The organism is Clostridium sp. MSTE9 (assembly GCF_000277625.1).
In the GTDB taxonomy this organism is placed as follows: domain Bacteria; phylum Bacillota; class Clostridia; order Oscillospirales; family Acutalibacteraceae; genus Faecalispora; species Faecalispora jeddahensis.
This window is the reverse complement of sequence record NZ_AKFU01000019.1, coordinates 1-18,849: the sequence shown is the minus strand read 5'-3', so window position 1 is coordinate 18,849 and position 18,849 is coordinate 1. Positions and strand designations below refer to the sequence as shown.

Here is an 18,849-nt window from a genome sequence, read left to right as displayed (position 1 = left end):
CCGCGTCACAAATATCCGAACGATACGCTGACGATATGGGCTGCGACCTTGTAGAGACAACAGCTCACCCCGGGGCGCGACCGGAACACGCGGTATGGCAAGGCAAGGTGTTCAGCCACAGCGGCGAACATGAGGATTATCCTGACTTTATAAAATCTACCGGCTACGGCACCGGTGAGGGCCTCTGTGGATGGAACTGTCGGCACAGTTTTTTCCCATTCTTTGAGGCTCTTTCCTCCAGCGCTTATACCCGCGAAAAGCTACAGGAATACGAGGATCAAACCGTCCAGTACAACGGCGAAACTATCAAGTATTACGATGCTACCCAGATGCAAAGGGCTGCGGAACGCCAGATCGGAGCCACAAAACGCGAGTTTGCCGGGTATGACACCAGAATCAAAGCCGCGGACAGTGAGCAACTCCGAAGCGCTTTGAACGAACAGTTTTAGGCCGCTTCCGTGAAGCTGTCTCGCCAGAAGTCACAGCTGGATGATTTCATTGACCAGACGGGTATGATCCCGCAAGGCGAACGTGAACAGATGCTTGGATTTGGACGCAGCCAAGCGCAAAAAGCGGTTTAGGCTGCAAAGAAAAAACCGCCCATCTGAAGATGAACGGTGTAAACAATTTCAACTTAGAATCAGCTGGTCGATCCCTATAAAATACTGGGATTCTCGGATAATGTGATTTATCACGGTCTGCGAAGGCTGGCTGTTTCGTACCGCGCTGCTATTCTGTAACAGCTCTTGCAAAAATATGACAAACATCTGGCTGCTCTGAATACATTCCTTGATAAGGCTTATCATTCCCGCCTTTAAATCGCGAGTGAGTGCAAATTTTGAACGGGTGACGCTTTCGATTAGCAATACAAGTTCGGAATGCAGCCGGCGAAATTCAAGTTCAAACTGATGCAGTTTATCTACGTATTCCTGCTCCAGTCCGGGCGTCGTCAAAATAATGACGGTGGTGTGTTCCGCTTCTTGATTTTTCCAAAACTCTGCTTCATCCAGCGCCCGATAAATATTCTGCTCTCCGTAATAATACTGCACAGTATTACCTCCTGCTTTAGCACATTCGTAATTAAATGTATATGATAGCTTCTTGGCAAATATGCTGAGCATGCAATTCTTTTCGACGTTCATATAAAACCCTAAAATTTATTGATTGGCACCCGTAAAAATTTCGGGTGTTTTTTTCATACTCAAATTGGCTTACCTGCGGGCCTATATCTGCATGGCAGCGGGTGACAGCAACCACCTAAAACGCTTAGCTGAACAGAGGAAACATGAAAAAAGAGGAATTGACCGCCCTCAGCCTGATGCTCGACATCGGCAGCAAAGACCTGGCAACTGGTGCAAAGTATACTGCTAGCCCGCTACAAAGATAAGCCCGCTGTATTCACCACCGGCCGGGATGTGATCGTCGTATCGGAACCGCACCTTGACCCGAAAGGGCGCGGCTGGCTGATCGACGTGCAGGGCCTGCCGCCGGAACCGGTGGTCAGGCATGGACATATCCCCTGAGCGCTGCCGGCCAGACTGCGCAGTGCAATTTCAACGTGAAGTGAGGGCTGTAAATGAGCGAGATTGACGATGAGCGCCAGAAGCGGATGGATGAGCGGTTTAACTGTGATAAAGAGCGACTTGACAAGCACGATGAAAAGATAGACAAGTTGACCAAGCTATCCACACAAATGGGCGAGATATTAAAAAATCAAGAGAAGCAACTCGAGGACCACGAAAAGCGCATCAACGACATGGAAGTAAAGCCCGCTCATAAATGGGAGCTCATCGTTAATGCTGGCCTACAATGATTGGTGTGACTGTAATGGCCGCTGTTGTTTATTTCAAATGAAAGAGGTGTACTTATGAAAATCAATTGGGCTCAGGAATTTACCTCCTGCAAATTCTGGATGGCCGTGGCTGCTTTCGTCATTGGCATGCCGGCCCTGTTTGGGTCGGACACAAACACTACGCAGCAAATCAGCAGTGTGATCATGTCGCTGGGCGCAGTAGTCGCCTACATTGCCGGTAAGGGCTTTGTCGATGCAGCGGCAGCCGGAGAAAATAAAACCGAATAAAAATGACAAGGTGGCGCACTGGAACAATTTTCCGGTGCGCCGCTTTTGTTTTTGTGATATTATTTACTGAAAAGAGAGGTGTCGCTATGGGCGAGGTTATTTTTATTATAGTCTTTGTGATGGTCTTTGCCTTTCTATGCTATTTAATTACAGAATGGACAAACGATGACATAGATGTTCAATTTGTATGGAATAGAAATGTTCTGCGTATTAGTTTTGTGGTTGCATTTATTATTTGGATAATTAAAGTTATTAAAACATATCAATTATTTGAAATGGATTATTCGGCATTGGTAGTAATTATGGTTTCTTTATTCTGGCTAATCAACTTCTCGCTAACTAAACTTTTTCACAAACGATTTAGCCGGGAGAAAAGAAGATGGTATTTATCTGATCCAATGGTACCAATGCAGGGTAAGCGATTTCCAACTATATCAATTATTGTAATATTCGGGCTTCCTGTCTTTTTGATATATGATATTTGGTATCTGATTTCTTCCTATTTTCTATAAATACATACCTACGGAAACAAAAATCCCCGCTGCTGGTTAATTCCGGCAGCGGGGACTTTTGTTTGTAGGCGAAAAATAATCGTGCCCTTGGTTCGCCGGTTATCAAAGGACCATATAAACCATTTTGTTAATTTCCGCTCGCTTTGTCAACCGAATAGATACCCCGGTCTTCAAGAGAACCTTTTAGCTCCTTAAATGATTCTACTGCATTTGCTTTTTACATATGTATTCTAGAGGGTGAGGGGCTTGTTTTTAATTATTAAAAAGAGAGTTGTTTTATATTTTATATTGCTTTTATTCATTTTAATATTCACTCTTAGTTGCAGCTTTTTGATTACGAAGGCTCATAATATTAAAAATACCATGGATAGCCGGCCTCAATATGCTATTCTCATTGAGATAGATGAGAAAAAGTTGTACTTATTAGAAGACGATCAGCCCATCAAGAGATACCTAATAGCCTCAGGAATGCCGAATATGCCTTCCCCCATCGGCACATGGAAAATAATAAATAAGGGGGAATGGGGGGAAGGCTTTGGAGGTTATTGGATGGGACTTAATGTACCATGGGGAACTTATGGAATACACGGAACAACAAGAGAGGACTCCATTGGATGGGCCGCCAGTCACGGATGTATTAGAATGTTCAAGAAGAATATAAGCGAATTATATAATATTGTCCCAGTGGGCACTCCCGTTATAATAAGGAATGGTCCTTTTGGCCCATTTGGAACTGGGTTTAGAAATTTAAAGCCCGGAGACAGGGGCGCTGATGTTATGGCCGTTCAGGAAAAGCTTAAAGAAGTGGGTTATTATAAAGGCAATGTCTCCGGTATATATGGAGAAGATTTAAAAAATGCCATATACAGGTTTCAGAGAGATAAAAATCTTAAAATTAAAAATACGATTACTCGCGAGGACTATAACGCGATGGGCTTCATAGAATTTGAATAATCCGTTTGTTAGGGTTCTGGATGTGCGTTCTACCGCTTCCCTACGAGCAGGACGCGGGACGATGGGTAGTATACATACATTCTATCTCCTTTTTTATATTCTGAAATAACGATCCCCGTAACCGGATTTACTCCGGCTACGGGGGACTTTTTTATTTTAATTTCAATTTATATTGACGTTTATCGATTTGATACATATAATATTCATATTGAAGTTTATGAATGTGAGGAAACGATATGGAAAACTATTCGGATTATACAAAGGTGTTTAAAGCGCTGGGAGAAACCAAAAGAGCAATGATTATAGATATGCTCTCCTGCGGGGAGCTTTGTGCTTGCATGATTTTAGAGAAGTTTGAGATGTCCCAATCCACATTGTCTCATCACATGAAACTTCTGTGCGAGTGTGGACTTGTCAAAAGCAGAGAGGAAGGCAAATGGACGTACTATTCGCTGAATGCGGATACCATCAGTAAAACAAAGCAATTTTTCTGTCATATCACATCTGATAAGGAAAATTGCATTTGCAAAGAAAACATCGATTGCTGCAAAGGCTGTGATGAAAACGAGCAAAAAACCTCTTAATCTCTACTGCAGAGCCTGAAAACTGAATCTAGAATGGAGTTGTCTGTTATGAAGAAAATGAAAATATTTGAACCGGCCATGTGCTGCCCTACTGGACTTTGCGGAGTGGGCGTCGATCCTGAACTGCTGCGTATTTCCACTGTGCTGGACACACTGAAAAAACGAGGGGTAAATGTAGAACGCTTCAATCTTAGCAGTGCACCGAGGGAGTTTATCGCCGACCAAACGATTAACGCTTATATCAATACCAAGGGGCCGGAAGGCTTGCCCGCCGTTGTGGTGGATAGCAAAATTGTGATTACAGGCCGATACCCCACCAATGAAGAATTTACGAAGCTGCTCGATCTTCCTGAAGGTATGCTGACAAAACAGAGCGAGGCTGCAAAAGTAAAAATCACCAGGAAGAAGTCTGGCGGCTGCGATTGTAAGGGAGGTTGCTGCTGATGGAGCTTTTTCATCCCTTGACGGTCCCTTTGACTAAGTACCTCTTTTTTACTGGAAAAGGCGGTGTTGGTAAAACCAGCATCGCCTGTGCTACTGCCGTATCTCTTGCAGACAGCGGAAAACGGGTATTGCTGATTAGTACCGACCCTGCCTCCAACTTACAGGATGTATTTTCGATGAAACTGACGAACAAGGGAACGCCCATCCCCGACATACCGAATCTGGTCGTGGCGAACCTTGATCCCATACAGGCTGCGGCCGAGTACCGGGAAAGTGTGATAGCACCCTATCGCGGCAAACTGCCCGAGTCGGTCATCGTCAATATGGAAGAGCAGCTTTCCGGCTCCTGTACTGTGGAAATAGCAGCTTTTAACGAGTTTTCCAGCTTTATTACAGACGGTAAAGCACAACAGGAATACGACTATATTATTTTCGACACGGCCCCTACGGGCCACACGCTGCGGATGCTCCAGCTTCCATCTGCGTGGAGTAATTTCATCAGCGAAAGCACACATGGCGCGTCCTGCTTGGGCCAGCTTTCCGGCTTAGAAAGCAAGAAAGCGATTTACAAGCAGACTGTGGAAACACTGGCAAATAGAAACCTGACCACGCTGATTCTCGTCACCCGCCCCGAAACTGCACCGTTCAAGGAGGCAGAACGGGCTTCCGGTGAGCTTTCTGCGTTGGGCGTTCACAATCAAATATTGGTTGTCAACGGCGTACTGACGGAGCACAGTGATGCCTTATCTTCCAGCTTATATGAAAAGCAGCAGACTGCTCTCACTGCGATGCCTGAAAGCCTACAAGCGCTTTCGCTCTATATGGTGCCGCTGCGGGCATATAATGTCACGGGACTTTCTAATGTGCGCGCCCTGCTGAATACCGACCATGTTACCGCACACACGGAAACGTTGAACGCTGCCGGTATCCCTTCGTTGAACGACGTGATAGATGAACTGGCGGCAGACGGGAAGCGTGTTATTTTCACAATGGGTAAGGGCGGTGTAGGTAAAACTACTGTTGCCGCTGCTGTTGCGCTGGGACTTGCAAAGCGCGGAAAGAGAGTCCACCTCACCACCACTGATCCCGCCGCACATCTTAAATTTGTGCTGGATGAAACGAGCGGCGTTTCCATGAGTCATATTGACGAGGCCGAGGAACTGAAAAAGTATCAATCTGAGGTGCTTTTTCAGGCGCGCGCTTCGGGCATGAGCGATGAAGATATTTCCTATGTGGAGGAGGATCTGCGTTCTCCCTGCACACAGGAAATCGCCGTATTCCGTGCCTTTGCGGAGGTGGTGGAAAAGGCCAACGATCAAGTGGTAGTAATCGACACAGCGCCCACAGGTCACACGCTTCTTTTACTGGAATCTACGCAGAGCTACAACCACGAAATCGAGCGTACCAAGGGTGAAATCCCTGAATCGGTAAAGCGGTTGTTGCCCCGGTTGAAATCCAATGAGACCGAGGTTGTCATTGTGACTTTGCCCGAAGCAACCCCTTTCTATGAGGCGTTACGTTTGGAAGACGATTTGAAGCGGGCGGGGATTGCTGCAAGATGGTGGGTAATCAATCAATCCCTTTATGGTACGAACACCACCAACCCCATACTGGCGGCAAAAGCAGCAAACGAAGTAGAATGGCTCAACCGTATTGATGCACATGCACATGGTCAATTTGCGCTGATTGCGTGGAGTGCCGATGAAATCAAAGGCGATCGCCTGTTAACTCTTTAAGGGGATAAATATGGTTAAAGTCGCATTTATCTGTGTCCACAATTCTTGCCGCAGCCAAATTGCAGAGGCATTGGGCAAACATCTTGCCGGCGATGTATTTGAAAGCTATTCGGCAGGAACAGAAACAAAGCCGCAAATCAATCAGGATGCAGTTCGCCTGATGAAACAGCTTTACGGGATTGACATGGAAAAGACACAGCGTTCAAAGTTACTTTCAGAGCTTCCACCGATTGATGTGGTTGTTACAATGGGTTGTAATGTCGATTGTCCCTATCTCCCCTGTAAGCACAAGATAGATTGGGGGTTGGATGACCCGACGGGAAAAAGCGATGAGAAGTTTGTTAGAACCATTAAAGCAATAGAAGAAAAAATCAAAGAGCTTGCATTAAAATTGATTTCGTCCAAAGAAACATAAAGGCCTGGATGATTGTTTGGAGCAGAGCATAAAAAGTAGCGCCCTCATCTCCCGGCCAGGAATGAGGGCGTTTTTCATGTTGTATGTGTTGCATTTTGTAATGGATATTTGTATTTTAAGTAGTTCTAAAGTCCGATAAAAAAGGCTTTATAGACATAAAAAACCACATGAATGCTGGATTTTCTAGTAACCATGCGGTTTTTCGTTTGGTGCGGGCGAAGGGACTTGAACCCTTACACCAAAGGTACTGGCTCCTAAGACCAGCGCGTCTGCCATTCCGCCACGCCCGCATATCTCATTGAAATCGATTTGACCGTAATTTGTCACTCGGTATTCGAATGAACTTATATATTATAACGAAAGCGTGAATTCTTTGCAAGAGAAACTTTCATACGCGCCTGAAAATATTCCAAACGCGTATAAAATTTGCTTTCTCTCTCAAATCACAGGGGCAGAATCCCCTGTTCCAGCATAGACTGCGCTGCCAGCATGGCGCCCAGCTTGCCGCTGTGGAAGTTCAGACCACCCTGCATCCAGACTGCAAACGGCTCGCGCAGGGGCGCATCCGCCGAAAGCTCGATGGAAGCCCCGAGCGTAAACGCGCCGGCCGCCATAATGACCTCACAGTCATAGCCGGGCATATCCCACGGTTCGGGCGTCACAAAGGAATCGACCGGAGCGCCCTTCTGAATCCCGCGGCAAAACGCGATGAGCGCTTCCTTCTCCCGCAGCAGCACCGCCTGAATAATATCCGCTCTCGGCTCGTCCCATCTTGGCGTCACATCATACCCCAGGCTGGAAAAAAGCGCCGACGCGAAAGCGGCGGTTTTCAGCGCCTCCCCCGTTACATTCGGCGCGTGGAACGCGCCGAGGAACAGCTCGCGGTTATTACCGAGGGTACAGCCAACCTCACGCCCGGTGCCAGGGGTGGTTAAACGGTAGGAGCAGCTTTCCACCAAATCACGCCGGCCTGCGATATAGCCGCCGGTAGGCGCGATGCCGCCGCCGGGGTTTTTGATCAGGGAACCTGCCATCAGATCCGCGCCGTGCTGGGTGGGCTCTTCGGTCTGGACAAACTCGCCGTAGCAGTTATCCACCATCACGATGCAGCCGGGTGCGCGGCGCCTGGCGATTTCCGCAATGCGTTCAATATCCTCCACAAACAGCGACGGGCGCAGGTTATACCCGCGCGAACGCTGAATGTACACCATCTTGAGACCGGGATGAATCCGGTGCTCCATTTCTTCATAGTCCGGCGTGCCGTCCTCTTTCAGGTCAAGCTGCTCGTACTTCACGCCGAATTCCTTGAGCGAACCGTTGCCGTTCCCGGTGATTCCCAGCACACCACGCAGAGTATCGTAGGGAATTCCCGTTACGCTCAGCATCGTGTCGCCGGGGCGCAGAACGCCGAACAGCGCAACCGTAAGCGCATGCGTGCCGCTGACGAAGTTGGCGCGCACCAGAGCATCCTCTGCCCCGAGTGCATAGGCGTATACCTCATCGAGCGCGTCGCGGCCGCGGTCACCGTAGCCGTAGCCGGTCGTGCCGACAAAATGGCTTTCACTCACCCGCGCGCGGTTAAACGCCGCCAGCATTTTCTGCTGGTTGTAGCCGGTGACTTGATCGATCTGACGAAATACCGGCTCAAGCCGCTGCATTGCCTGCTCGGACGCGGAAAGGATTCTATCATCCAACTGAAAAAACGGATAGTTCATAATACTGTTTGCTCCCTTATGTTTCTGATCTGATGGGATACCCCGTGGACGATCCCACGATTGGCCGGTTCTCTCATCCGGCCCGGTATCCGCTTGCCCCAATCGACAGCGGTTACCAAAAATCCAGCTCGGCCCACCGGCCCGCCGAAGAAAAGGCCAGCGACCGATAAAACAGGCCGGCCTGCTCATTTTCACACAGTACATACACTGCTCTGGGCAACAGGCGCAAAAGCAACGCCCAGACAACTGCACCACCAAGACCCCTGCGGCGAAAATCGGGATGTGCTGCCACCGCCGACAAAACGGCATCTGTTTCCGTGATGCTGCCGGCCATGGCACAGGCAGCCAGCCTGTCCGAAAAAATCGCGCCCTGCGTCAGGCACGCTCCATGGCGCACGCGATGGGAAACATCGAGATAAAACGGTTCAAACTGCTCGGCTTTTTGTTCCCCGCACTCGCACAGCAGGGAAAACAGCTCGCGAACCGGTACTTCATCCAGCAGCTTTACACCGTTCTCTGTCATGGATTGCTCTATGGCCGGGGAGCAGACAAACATTTCTCCCGCTCTGTTTGACGCTCCATACAGAGCATGTGCCGCGCTCTCCTCGCAGAGAAGAGTGCGGCACCCGGCAGCGGACAGGAATTCTTTCAGCTCGTCCCTGTCCGCCGTGCTTTTCAAATGCAGAACCACGGCGCCATCCAGTGAGGATACGGCGGCGGTTATTTCCCCTTGCTCGTGCGTCTGTACCCAAAAACGGGCAAACGGCAGCGAAAGGCCGTAAGCCCGCTGCAAGCCAGCAATTTTGCACCCGAACGGACTGCCCTCACAAAAACGCTCCAGCGAGGGAATCTCTTCTTCCGTGACCAGACGAATCACTGCGCTCCCTCTCCTGCCGCGACGCGCACAGCCAGTTCACGCACCAGACGCTCGGTGTCGTGGTAATCCCGCTCGGCAATCAGGCTTGCAGGGCCGTGCAGATAGCGGCACGCGATGGAAACCGCGATGGTTCTCACGCCGCTGCGTGTCGTGTGGATCGCACCCGCGTCGTTGCCGCCCGCTACCGCCTGCTTTGTCTGGCAGGGAATCTTCTGTTCTTCTGCAAGCTTCATGGCCAAATCAAAATAGGGCTTGTCATAAATCGTACGGCGGTCCATAAAGGAGAGGACTGGCCCCTGCCCTACATGGCACACCTGCCGCTCCGGCTCCACGCCGGCAATATCTCCCGCGGTGGTGGTCTCCACCACAATTGCCGCCTGCGGATCGACCGTATAGGCCGCGACCGCCGAGCCGCGCAGGCCGACCTCTTCCTGCACGCAGAACACGAAGGTCATATCATACGGCAGCTCTTCCTTGATCATGTCGATCAAAATGGCACAGCCCGCGCGGTCATCCAGCGCGCGGGAAATGATTGTGCCGCGCTCGCGATAGAATCCCGCGTCGAAAGCAATGAAGTCCCCGGGCGAGACATAGCGTTCCGCGTCGGCCTTGTCCTTGGCACCGATGTCAATGTATAGATCTGAAACAGGCACCGATTTGCCTTTCTCTTCCCCTTCGAGCAGATGGATCGGCTTCGCGCCGATGACACCCGAAACCGTTCCGCCCACCAGAACCGGCTTCGCGCACAGAACCCGGCGGTCGATCCCGCCGACCTCTGCGAATTTGAGCAGTCCGTTTTCGCCGATGTGCGTCACGATCAGGCCTACCTCATCCATATGGGCGCTGAGCATCAGCCGAACAGACGGCTCCTTTGCACCCTTTTTAAACGCGATGATATTTCCCAGGGCATCCTTCTGTACCGTAGTCACAAACGGGGAAATCTCTTCTAAAACAACGTCGGCTACCTGTCGTTCACGACCCGATATGCCATGAAGCTCGCAAAGCCGCTGCAAAAGCGTCACATTTGCCATACTTTCCCCTCCCTGATATACGCGGCCAAAAGCTTCGCCGTATTTTCAATGTCCACGATATCGATCACTTCTACCGGCGTGTGCATATAGCGCAGCGGAACCGAGGCCAGCGCGCACCGCACGCCGGAACGCGCCGTTCCGATGGAGTCCGCGTTCGTTCCGGTCGTGCCGCCCATGACTTCGTACTGGAACGGTATTTCACGCTCCTTTGCCAGACGAACCAGCTCATCGGTCATTTCCTGATCGAGCGTGGGAGCTATGCCGATCATCGGCCCCGCGGACATTTTTCCGCTTTTCTGCTCCGGCACGCCGGGCTGCCCGGCGAAGCTGACATCCACAGTGATCGCCTCGGTGGGGTCGTGCGCAAACGCGCCCGTTTTGGCCCCCTGGCCGCCCACCTCCTCGCGTGTACTGAGCAGGATGGTCACGGAGCAGCTCAGCTCTTCTTTCGCCAGCAGCTCTGCACAGCGGATCATCGTGCAGACGCCCGCGCGGTTGTCGAGCCCGGCGGCGGTAAACCTGCCGTTCAGAAGAGTGCGGGGCGTGATCTCCCACAAAATCCGGTCGCCCGGAGTGACCAGGCGTTCCGCTTCTTCTCTGCTCAGGCCGACGTCGACATACATTTTGTCAACCGGCTCTACCTTTTCCTCGCTGCCCTCCACCAGATGCGGCGGCAGGCAGCACACCACACCGCGCAGAAGCTCGCGGCCAAACACCGTTACCGTGGTGCCGGGCAAGGCGCGGCGGTCCACACCGCCGCAGGCGGCCAGGCGCAGAAAGCCCCTCTCTGTAATGCCGGCCACCAGAAGGCCGATCTGATCGATGTGCGCGTCCAGCAGAATCCGCCGCTTTGCCCCCGAATCGCCCATCTGGCAGACGAGATTCCCCAGCGGATCGTAAGAAATTGCCCCGTATTGTTTCAGCTCCTGTTCCGCCGCTTTGACCGCGGCCTCCTCCGCACCGGACATCCCGGGCGCGGAGCAAAGGCGAAACAGGAGCTCCTGCAAATGTTCCATGCTTATTCCTCTTTCTTTTTTGTTCCCGGCAGCGCGTTCACCAGCTGCTTAAAGTGGTAGCCGCGCACCTCAAAGCTTGTATATTGATCAAAGCTCGCGCAGGCCGGTGAGAGCGACACGATATCGCCGCTCTTTGCCGCCTCATAGGCGGCCAGCACAGCCTCCTCCATCCCGCTGACCCGCAGGATCTCCGGGTGGCCGGGCTGGTACTCAGGCGCCGCTTTGACGCTTTCTTCAATCTTATCCGCCGTCTGACCCATCAGGATCAGCAGCTTCACTTTTTCCACGATCGCTTTGCCCAGCTCTTCAAACGGAAGATGCTTGTCGTAACCGCCCGCGAGCAGGATGATCTTATCCGGATAGACGGACAGGGTTCCGCTGATGGTGCGGGTAGGGCTGGTGCCGATGGAATCGTTGTAATATTTGACTTCGCCGAGCTCGCGCACCAGCTCCATGCGGTGCTGAACGCCGGAAAATTCCTTCGCGACCTTGCGGATGGACTCGGCGTCGACCTCTCCCCACACGGCGGAAATCGCCGCTAAGTAATTTTCTACATTGTGCATCCCGGGGAGCCGGATGTCGGAGGCGGGCATGATTTCGGTATCGCCCACTAAAATCATCCCGTCCTCTCGCAGCCACGCGCCATAGGTACTGGCGCGGCGGCGGCTGAACAGGCGAACCTGCCCGCGCACGGATTCCGCAAAGCTGGCGGCAGTGGCGTTATCCGCATTGATGACCGCGCGGCTGAACGCATTCTGGTGCCGCACGATATTCTTTTTGGCCTCTACGTATTCCGTCATGTCCTTATGGATGTCCAGATGGTTTGGCGAAACGTTCGTTACCACCGCCACATCGGGGCTTTTGCGCATCGAAATCAGCTGAAAGCTGGAAAGCTCGACCACCGCCACGTCGCCCGGCCCGATGGACGCGATTTCGGGCAGCAGAGGCTTGCCGATGTTCCCGCCAAGATGCACCGTTTTCCCCGTAGACTCAAGCAGCTTTGAAATAATGGTGGTTGTGGTTGTTTTTCCGTCGCTGCCGGTCACCGCATAGATTTTGCAAGGGCAAAGATCGAAGAACACTTCCATCTCCGACGTGACGGCACGCCCTTCTTTTCTGGCCTGATCCAGCTCCGGCAGAAAAAACTTCATCCCCGGCGTGCGGAAAATCATGTCCGCATCCAGGTTCTTTAAATAATCCTCGCCCAGACAAAGCTCTGCGCCCAGCTCCTCGAGCTGCCTTGCCGTATCGCCCAGCTGTTCTCTTTGGCGGCGGTCGCGCGCCTGCACCTTTGCGCCATGCTCCAAGAAAATCCGGATCAGCGGCAGATTGCTTCCGCCGATCCCGCAGAAAGCCACTTTTTTTCCTTGTAATCCCTCAAAAAAAGTCTGTACCCTGCTGTCCATACCCATCGCCCCCGCTTCTCTCACTCGGTTTCTTCTTCTGCCACACTTTTATTTGAAACGATATTTCTGTTTCTTTTCTCACCTTCGACGGGGAAAGAAACAACATTTTTTATTTTAGGAAACTGCTTCTACCTTATTATACTTACCAGATTTTTAAATATCAATCGAAATCCAATCTTTCAGCATGTCCGCGTAAGATTTAAAGGCGGAAGGCAGCGTGTATTGCTCCAAAAGCTCCCGATACGTCGCCCAGACAAACTCCCCGAACGGGCGCGGGACCCGGGCCGCATACGCCGTCATATGCCATTCGCGGTGCGTAAAGATGTGCTTTGCCTTCGGCAGAGGCTGCACAGTGAATTCCGAAAGGCCCCATTCGCGCAGCTGATCTTCAGCCCCCTCAGGGGTAAATACCTCGGGTACACTAGGAAGCTCCCACAGCCCGGCCAAAAGCCCTTTCGCTGGCCGACGGCGCAGCGCCACCCGATCCTCCGTACACAGGAGAAACACCGTGCGCTCTTCTATCACCCGGGGGCGCTTCGCCGTCTTTACCGGCAGCTCGGCGGCAATCCCTTCCCGGAAAGCGATGCACAGGCTGTTTAAGGGACACAGCAGGCACAGCGGCGCGCCGTTCGGCAGACAGACGGTAGCCCCCAACTCCATCAGCGACTGATTGAAATCCCCCACCCGTTCCGGCAGGATTTCGCGCACCGTTTCGGTGATCTGCCGTTTTACCGCGGCGTCCTTCATGTCTCGGCGGTCTGCCGTCAGGCGCGAGATCACGCGAAGCACATTGCCGTCCACCGCGGGGACACGAATCCCGAACGCGATGGAGGCCACCGCGCCCGCCGTATACTCGCCGAAGCCCGGCAGGGCCAGAAGCGCGTCGAACGATGCGGGAACCTGCCCGCCGTACTGCTCTTTCATTACGAGCGCGGCGCGCTGCAGATTGCGGACGCGGTTGTAATACCCAAGGCCCTCCCAGAGCTTGAGCAGCAGCTCCTCCGGCGCGTCGGCCAATGTTTCCACCGTGGGCAGGGCCGATAAAAAGCGCTCGTAATAGGGCTTTACCGCTTCCACCCGCGTTTGCTGCAGCATGATTTCAGACACCCACACGCGATACGGCTGCGGATTCTCGCGCCACGGCAGCACGCGGGCCGCCTGATCGTACCAGGAAAGAAGCGGCTGAACAATTTTGTTTAAATCGAGCGATGCACTCAAAGAGGTTCCCCTTTCTGCCAAAACAGCCGGCAGAAACTGTGTTCCGCCGGCTGATGATCTCCGTTTTATGTTTTCCGCAGAAAAACAACTTATCCCTTGCGGAAATACGGTTTGTCGGACAAAAATTGGTCCGCGGGCTTTTTCGATGTGTGTTCTCTGGTCAGCAGGGGGCGCGGCGGCTCACCCTTTTTGCGCGGGCCGAGAGAAGTGAGGTAATCCTCTTTTTTTTCAGCAGGCGGCGCGCTTCGGCGCTCCGGCTCCGGCTGACGCTCCAAACGTTCTCTGGGGGCACGGCGGGCAGCGTCTTTTCCTGCGGCTTCGCGCGTTTCAGCGGGTTTGGCGGCGTTTTGCTCTCTGGCCGCGTGTGTTTCCGTTTTTACAACAGCTGGCTCCTGCTGCACGCGTCTGTCCGCGGGTTTGGGAGTATGCGGCCCCTTGACCGCCTGTCTTTTCGGCTCGGCGGCTTTCTTTTCCGCAGGTTTTGCGGAAGTGGATTCTGCTCGTCCCGCCTGCGACGGACGGGCCGCAGCATCCTTACGCCCCTTTCGCTGCTTTGTTTTTGCCGAGGATTTCGGTTGCGCCTGCTGCTTCTGCACATCGGGCGAAGATGCTTTCTCCGCCTGGCGCGGATGCTCCTGCCGCTGCGCGCCTTCGCCCCGCTGTTTCTCGCGGTGCTGCGGCGGCTGCGCACGCTGCGGGCGCGGCGTCGGCTGCTTGGGCGGCGTCAGCGTGAACACCTGCATCGGGTAGGGATGATCCTCCACAACCGGAACCGGCTTGCCGATCAGCGCTTCAATGTCTTTCAGATACGGCTTTTCATCGATGTTGCAGAACGAGATCGCCGTCCCGTCGAGCCCCGCACGGCCGGTACGGCCAATGCGGTGCACATATGTTTCGGGCACATTCGGCAGATCGTAGTTGATGACATGGGAAAGCTCGTCGATGTCGATGCCGCGGGCAGCGATATCAGTTGCCACCAGAACGCGGATCTGGCGGGCTTTAAAGCTGGAAAGCGCCTGCTGGCGCGCCGTCTGTGATTTGTTGCCGTGAATGGCCTGCGCCTGAATCTTTGCGCGGGCAAGCTCGCGGGCCACACGGTCTGCTCCGTGCTTGGTGCGCGTAAACACCAGGGCAGACTCGATTTCGGAGTGTTTGAGCAGATCGATGAGGAGCTTCGGCTTATTGCCCTTGTCCACAAAATACACGGACTGCTCGATCGCATCCGCCGTGGAGGAAACCGGCGCGACCGCCACCTTAATGGGTTCGACAAGCAGGGAATCCACCAGCTCCGTAATTTCGGGCGGCATCGTCGCTGAGAAAAACAGCGTCTGCTTTTGTTTCGGCAGACGGGTGATCACACGCTTTACGTCGTGAATAAAGCCCATGTCGAGCATTCTGTCGGCTTCGTCCAGAACAAAAATCTGAACCGCGCCTAAATCGATAAAGCCCTGCTGAATCAAATCATTCAGGCGGCCGGGCGTCGCGACAAGGATGTCTACTCCCCTGTTCAGACTGTTTACCTGCGGCACCTGCGAAACGCCGCCGAAAATCACCTCGCTGCGCAAAGGCAGGTACCGCCCGTAGGCGCGCAGGCTTTCGCCGATTTGAATGGCGAGCTCACGCGTCGGGGTGAGAATCAACGAACGAATGGCACGCTTCTGCCCCTTAGGCACAGGCGGCTGCGCGTTCAGCGTTTGCAGAATCGGCACGGCAAACGCGGCCGTTTTACCGGTTCCCGTTTGCGCACAGCCCAATACATCACGGCCCAAAAGGGCAGGCGGAATCGCTTTTTCCTGAATGGGAGACGGCGCCTCGTACTGCTCCTCCTGCAGCGCTTTCAAAATAGGCGCAATCAAATTGAGTTCCTGAAAATTCATATACTGTTTAATTCCTTCCTAAAAAGCCGCCGGCCCGCCCAAGAGGCGCTGGCCCAGCCCTTAATCTTCTGAATCTATTACGGGAATCAGATATTCCATCTTTTACGGTCGGTGGAAACCAACTGATTCATCCTCAAGCGGCAGGCATATTCCTCCACTTCAAGTTTCAAGCTCTCTCAGCCGTCGGCAGCTTGCTGCCGCTCACAGCGTGAGGTTCTAACAGACAGAGAAAGCGGCCGCCACCGCCTACAGCGTGTGGTTCGCCGCTTCAAAACGCCGGCTCTCACCGGCTATTGTTTTGCCGGATAATAGATAATTATACCGCTCTTTGGGGCGGAAAGCAAGAACAACCGGCTTAGGGGTCTCTTCGTCCCGTGCTTTTTGCCTTTTTCTGCTCCAGTCAAACACGGAAAAAAACGCCGGAAACACCCGATTCTCTGCGCAAAAACAGCCGGCATTTGGCCGGCTGCTGCCCTATGACGCTGATCCGATTATAAAAACGGAATCTGCAGATTGGGGTTTGTGATCTCCTGAATCGGCACGCCGTAATACTCCTTGCGGTACTGCGCGATGGAATAGGAAAGATTCGCGGCAATTCGCTGTGTGTTGTGCATGATCCAGTCTGCGTCGCGCGGGTAATCGTGGAACGCTGTCTGCACCAGCAGCGCGGGCATTTCAGGGTACGCCATCTCCGTTAAGGTCTGGTTATTTGCCAGCTTGATCTTGTCTGCCTCGGGGTAAATAAAATTATTTTTTACGATCTGGGCCCAAAGCCCGCTCATGGGATGATTGGTCTGGTAATAAATGAAGCAGCCGTTATACTGCCCGGAGAGCGCCTCCGGCGCGGCATTGGAGTGAATGGAAAGATACAGGGTACAGTTGTTCTGCACGGCCTGCTTCGCGCGCTCCTGCAGCATCGTGCCCCACTCGCTCGCGGGAACCTGTGCGCTCGACGGCGCAATAATGGTCTCTATGCCGTATTCATGCAGATACTGGGCCATCCAGTTCGCGATCTGCCGCATATAATCCTCTTCGGTTTTTCCATCGGGATACAGATTATAGTACTGCGGCGACGGACTGAGATACACGCGGAACGCAGGCTGCTCCGTCTTGGTACTCGCACTCGACCTCATAAGCGCTTCACTGCCGGCTGCCTGCGACGCTTCGGCGGCAGCCACATGCGTGCCCCCCATACAGAACAGCATTCCCGCAGTGAGCAGAAGGCTCATCATTCGTTTCAGCATTGTCACTTCCCCCTGTAAAGACGACACGATATACTTCATTTTATTATATCGGCTTGTCCGCGAAATATAATTCTTTAAAAGGATTATATTTCCTGACTTCTCAGGATTTTACAGAAAAATCCTGAGAGCGCCCGCGGCAGCCGTTGCTTTTCAGGAACAAATCTTTTATAATCAAAAGAAAACGACGGATTCTCATCCGGTGAAGGAGAACGCAAATGATCGGAATTATCGGCGCGATGCCCATTGAAGTTGAGGGACTAAAAAGCAGACTGCAAAATCCGCAGACAGAAATACTGGCGGGTCTGGAATTCTGCAAGGGGACGCTGTCCGGTGTGGAATGCGTCATCGCGCACTGCAACCCCGGCAAGGTGAACGCCGCGCTGTGCACGCAGCTGATGATTACCCACTACCAGCCCCGCCTGGTGATTAACAGCGGAGTGGCGGGCGGAATCGGCGAGAGCATTCACATCGGCGATCTGGTGATTTCTACCGCTGTGGTACAGCACGATATGGACACCTCCCCGCTGGGAGACAAACGCGGCTATTTGTCCGGTATCGGGCTGATCGATATCCCCGCTTCGGAGAAGCTGGTTCAGCTGCTCGGGCGAACGGCTCCGGAGGTTTACAAGGGCGCGGTACATACGGGCGTGATCGCCACGGGCGATCAGTTCATCTGCGATTCGGCAAAGCTGCACGAGCTTGGCCGTGATTTTGGCGCGATGGCCTGCGAAATGGAGGGCGGCGCTGTCGGGCAGGTATGCCATGTGAACAGCGTGGACTTTGTTGTGCTGCGCACGATTTCAGACAACGCTGACGACGACGCGAAAATGGATTACGCCACGTTCGCCCCAATCGCGGCCCAGCGCGGGATCGACCTGTTGTGCCGTATTCTTCCCGAGCTGTCCTGATTCTTTTGCAGCGGATACAAACCTGCGATTTAAAATGAGAAATCTTGTGTTTTCTCCGCCTTCGACGGGGAAACATGAACTGCGATTTCCTGTTTTTACGAAAGATTCTGCATGGTCTCTCCTGTTCCCGGTTCGAAACCGCCAAACAGAAACGGAGGGTGCGTATGAAGTTCTATGACATCTCCCGCGAATTGTTTTCTGCCGATGTATACCCGGGCGACCCCGTTCCCTGGTCGGAACGGATCCGCCGTATCGACACCGGCGACGATTATAATCTGTCCGCCTTTTTCACCGGCTCTCACAGCGGCACCCATCTGGATGCGCCGCGGCACTTTCTGGAGGATGGGGACACGATCGACCGGATTCCGCCGGAATTCCTGATCGGGCCATGCACGGTGGTTACGGTGGAGGGGATTGTGACCGGCGCACAGATCGAGGAGCTTTTGCCCCGCTGCCAGAAGCGGATTCTGTTCCACGGCGACGGCCAGGCGTTTTTAGACCGCAGCGCCGCGTTTGTTCTGGCGGACAGCGGTGCCCTGCTGGTGGGGACGGACGCGATCTCGATCGGCAGCGAGGCCGAGGAGCGATCGGTCCATCTGGAGCTTTTGGGCGCAGATATTCCGATTCTGGAGGGCGCCGTTCTCGACGGCGTTCCGGACGGGGACTACCTGCTGATTGCGCTGCCCTTAAAGCTCCGCGGTCTGGAGGCTTCCCCCTGCCGCGCGATGCTGTTGCAGGGCACCCTGCCAAGGGACGAACGTTTTTCGTAATATGGCAGGTCAGCAATCATACAAAGTAAAACGACCGCGTGACTTTCCAACGGCCAAAAGGG

At 53.2% G+C, this 18,849-nt stretch carries 21 protein-coding genes and 1 tRNA gene; 12 read left to right on the top strand and 10 right to left on the bottom strand.

Annotated features, from left to right (window positions below; translation table 11 throughout):
- Positions 1-35 precede the first annotated feature (35 nt).
- On the top strand, positions 36-449 hold the full coding sequence (locus HMPREF1141_RS17765; RefSeq protein ID WP_009061428.1) for a phage minor capsid protein: 414 nt from the start codon (positions 36-38) through the stop codon (positions 447-449).
- Between the two features lie 180 nt (positions 450-629).
- Here the strand turns inward: HMPREF1141_RS17765 and HMPREF1141_RS04300 are convergent, their stop codons facing one another.
- Positions 630-1,049, bottom strand: a complete 420-nt coding sequence (locus tag HMPREF1141_RS04300) for a DUF2935 domain-containing protein (RefSeq protein WP_009061442.1) — start codon at positions 1,047-1,049, stop codon at positions 630-632.
- Positions 1,050-1,352: 303 nt separating this feature from the next.
- Between HMPREF1141_RS04300 and HMPREF1141_RS17050 the strand changes: the two genes are divergently transcribed.
- The 9 genes from HMPREF1141_RS17050 (at position 1,353) to HMPREF1141_RS04260 (ending at position 6,725) form a co-directional block, all read left to right on the top strand.
- Positions 1,353-1,523 (top strand): hypothetical protein, encoded by a 171-nt coding sequence (locus HMPREF1141_RS17050; protein WP_196795022.1) that lies wholly within the window; start codon positions 1,353-1,355, stop codon positions 1,521-1,523.
- Positions 1,524-1,576: 53 nt separating this feature from the next.
- Complete coding sequence (locus HMPREF1141_RS04295; protein ID WP_035316546.1) at positions 1,577-1,813, top strand: hypothetical protein; 237 nt, start codon at positions 1,577-1,579, stop codon at positions 1,811-1,813.
- Between the two features lie 54 nt (positions 1,814-1,867).
- On the top strand, positions 1,868-2,080 hold the full coding sequence (locus HMPREF1141_RS04290) for a hypothetical protein (RefSeq protein WP_009061426.1): 213 nt from the start codon (positions 1,868-1,870) through the stop codon (positions 2,078-2,080).
- Positions 2,081-2,166: 86 nt separating this feature from the next.
- Positions 2,167-2,592, top strand: coding sequence for a hypothetical protein (locus tag HMPREF1141_RS04285; protein WP_155863483.1), 426 nt, complete (start codon positions 2,167-2,169; stop codon positions 2,590-2,592).
- Between the two features lie 246 nt (positions 2,593-2,838).
- Entirely contained in the window at positions 2,839-3,546 is a 708-nt protein-coding gene (locus tag HMPREF1141_RS04280; protein ID WP_035316544.1) for a L,D-transpeptidase family protein, read from the top strand.
- 236 nt (positions 3,547-3,782) lie between these two features.
- Positions 3,783-4,130 (top strand): metalloregulator ArsR/SmtB family transcription factor, encoded by a 348-nt coding sequence (locus tag HMPREF1141_RS04275; protein ID WP_009061396.1) that lies wholly within the window; start codon positions 3,783-3,785, stop codon positions 4,128-4,130.
- 48 nt (positions 4,131-4,178) lie between these two features.
- On the top strand, positions 4,179-4,574 hold the full coding sequence (arsD, locus tag HMPREF1141_RS04270) for an arsenite efflux transporter metallochaperone ArsD (RefSeq protein WP_009061398.1): 396 nt from the start codon (positions 4,179-4,181) through the stop codon (positions 4,572-4,574).
- A complete protein-coding gene (gene arsA / locus HMPREF1141_RS04265) occupies positions 4,574-6,310 on the top strand; it encodes an arsenical pump-driving ATPase (protein WP_009061392.1) in 1,737 nt (578 codons plus the stop codon). The genes arsD and arsA overlap by 1 nt, the downstream gene beginning before the upstream one ends.
- Before the next feature lie 10 nt (positions 6,311-6,320).
- Positions 6,321-6,725, top strand: a complete 405-nt coding sequence (locus HMPREF1141_RS04260; protein ID WP_035316543.1) for an arsenate reductase ArsC — start codon at positions 6,321-6,323, stop codon at positions 6,723-6,725.
- A gap of 207 nt (positions 6,726-6,932) precedes the next feature.
- On the opposite strand, the gene HMPREF1141_RS04255 is transcribed toward HMPREF1141_RS04260, so the two are convergent.
- The 9 genes from HMPREF1141_RS04255 to HMPREF1141_RS04215 form a co-directional block, all read right to left on the bottom strand.
- Positions 6,933-7,015: transfer RNA gene (locus HMPREF1141_RS04255), tRNA-Leu, on the bottom strand.
- Positions 7,016-7,168: 153 nt separating this feature from the next.
- On the bottom strand, positions 7,169-8,440 hold the full coding sequence (locus HMPREF1141_RS04250; RefSeq protein WP_009061400.1) for a methionine gamma-lyase family protein: 1,272 nt from the start codon (positions 8,438-8,440) through the stop codon (positions 7,169-7,171).
- Between the two features lie 112 nt (positions 8,441-8,552).
- A complete protein-coding gene (locus tag HMPREF1141_RS04245; protein ID WP_009061380.1) occupies positions 8,553-9,317 on the bottom strand; it encodes a GNAT family N-acetyltransferase in 765 nt (254 codons plus the stop codon).
- A complete protein-coding gene (locus HMPREF1141_RS04240) occupies positions 9,314-10,348 on the bottom strand; it encodes a M42 family metallopeptidase (RefSeq protein ID WP_009061413.1) in 1,035 nt (344 codons plus the stop codon). The genes HMPREF1141_RS04245 and HMPREF1141_RS04240 overlap by 4 nt, the downstream gene beginning before the upstream one ends.
- Positions 10,336-11,364, bottom strand: coding sequence for a M20/M25/M40 family metallo-hydrolase (locus HMPREF1141_RS04235; protein WP_009061430.1), 1,029 nt, complete (start codon positions 11,362-11,364; stop codon positions 10,336-10,338). Before HMPREF1141_RS04235 ends, HMPREF1141_RS04240 begins: the two co-directional genes overlap by 13 nt.
- A 2-nt stretch (positions 11,365-11,366) precedes the next feature.
- Complete coding sequence (murD, locus tag HMPREF1141_RS04230; protein ID WP_035316542.1) at positions 11,367-12,770, bottom strand: UDP-N-acetylmuramoyl-L-alanine--D-glutamate ligase; 1,404 nt, start codon at positions 12,768-12,770, stop codon at positions 11,367-11,369.
- A 153-nt stretch (positions 12,771-12,923) separates the two neighbouring features.
- Positions 12,924-13,988, bottom strand: a complete 1,065-nt coding sequence (gene mutY, locus HMPREF1141_RS04225; RefSeq protein WP_035316541.1) for an A/G-specific adenine glycosylase — start codon at positions 13,986-13,988, stop codon at positions 12,924-12,926.
- Between the two features lie 89 nt (positions 13,989-14,077).
- Positions 14,078-15,865, bottom strand: coding sequence for a DEAD/DEAH box helicase (locus HMPREF1141_RS04220; RefSeq protein ID WP_009061410.1), 1,788 nt, complete (start codon positions 15,863-15,865; stop codon positions 14,078-14,080).
- 491 nt (positions 15,866-16,356) lie between these two features.
- Positions 16,357-17,109 carry an N-acetylmuramoyl-L-alanine amidase gene (locus HMPREF1141_RS04215; protein WP_009061415.1) on the bottom strand — a complete coding sequence of 251 codons (753 nt, stop codon included), beginning with the start codon at positions 17,107-17,109 and terminating at the stop codon, positions 16,357-16,359.
- 215 nt (positions 17,110-17,324) lie between these two features.
- On the opposite strand from HMPREF1141_RS04215, the gene HMPREF1141_RS04210 reads away from it, so the two are divergent.
- Positions 17,325-18,017, top strand: coding sequence for a 5'-methylthioadenosine/adenosylhomocysteine nucleosidase (locus HMPREF1141_RS04210; protein WP_009061438.1), 693 nt, complete (start codon positions 17,325-17,327; stop codon positions 18,015-18,017).
- Positions 18,018-18,181: 164 nt separating this feature from the next.
- Positions 18,182-18,787 (top strand): cyclase family protein, encoded by a 606-nt coding sequence (locus tag HMPREF1141_RS04205; RefSeq protein WP_035316540.1) that lies wholly within the window; start codon positions 18,182-18,184, stop codon positions 18,785-18,787.
- Positions 18,788-18,849: the final 62 nt, after the last annotated feature.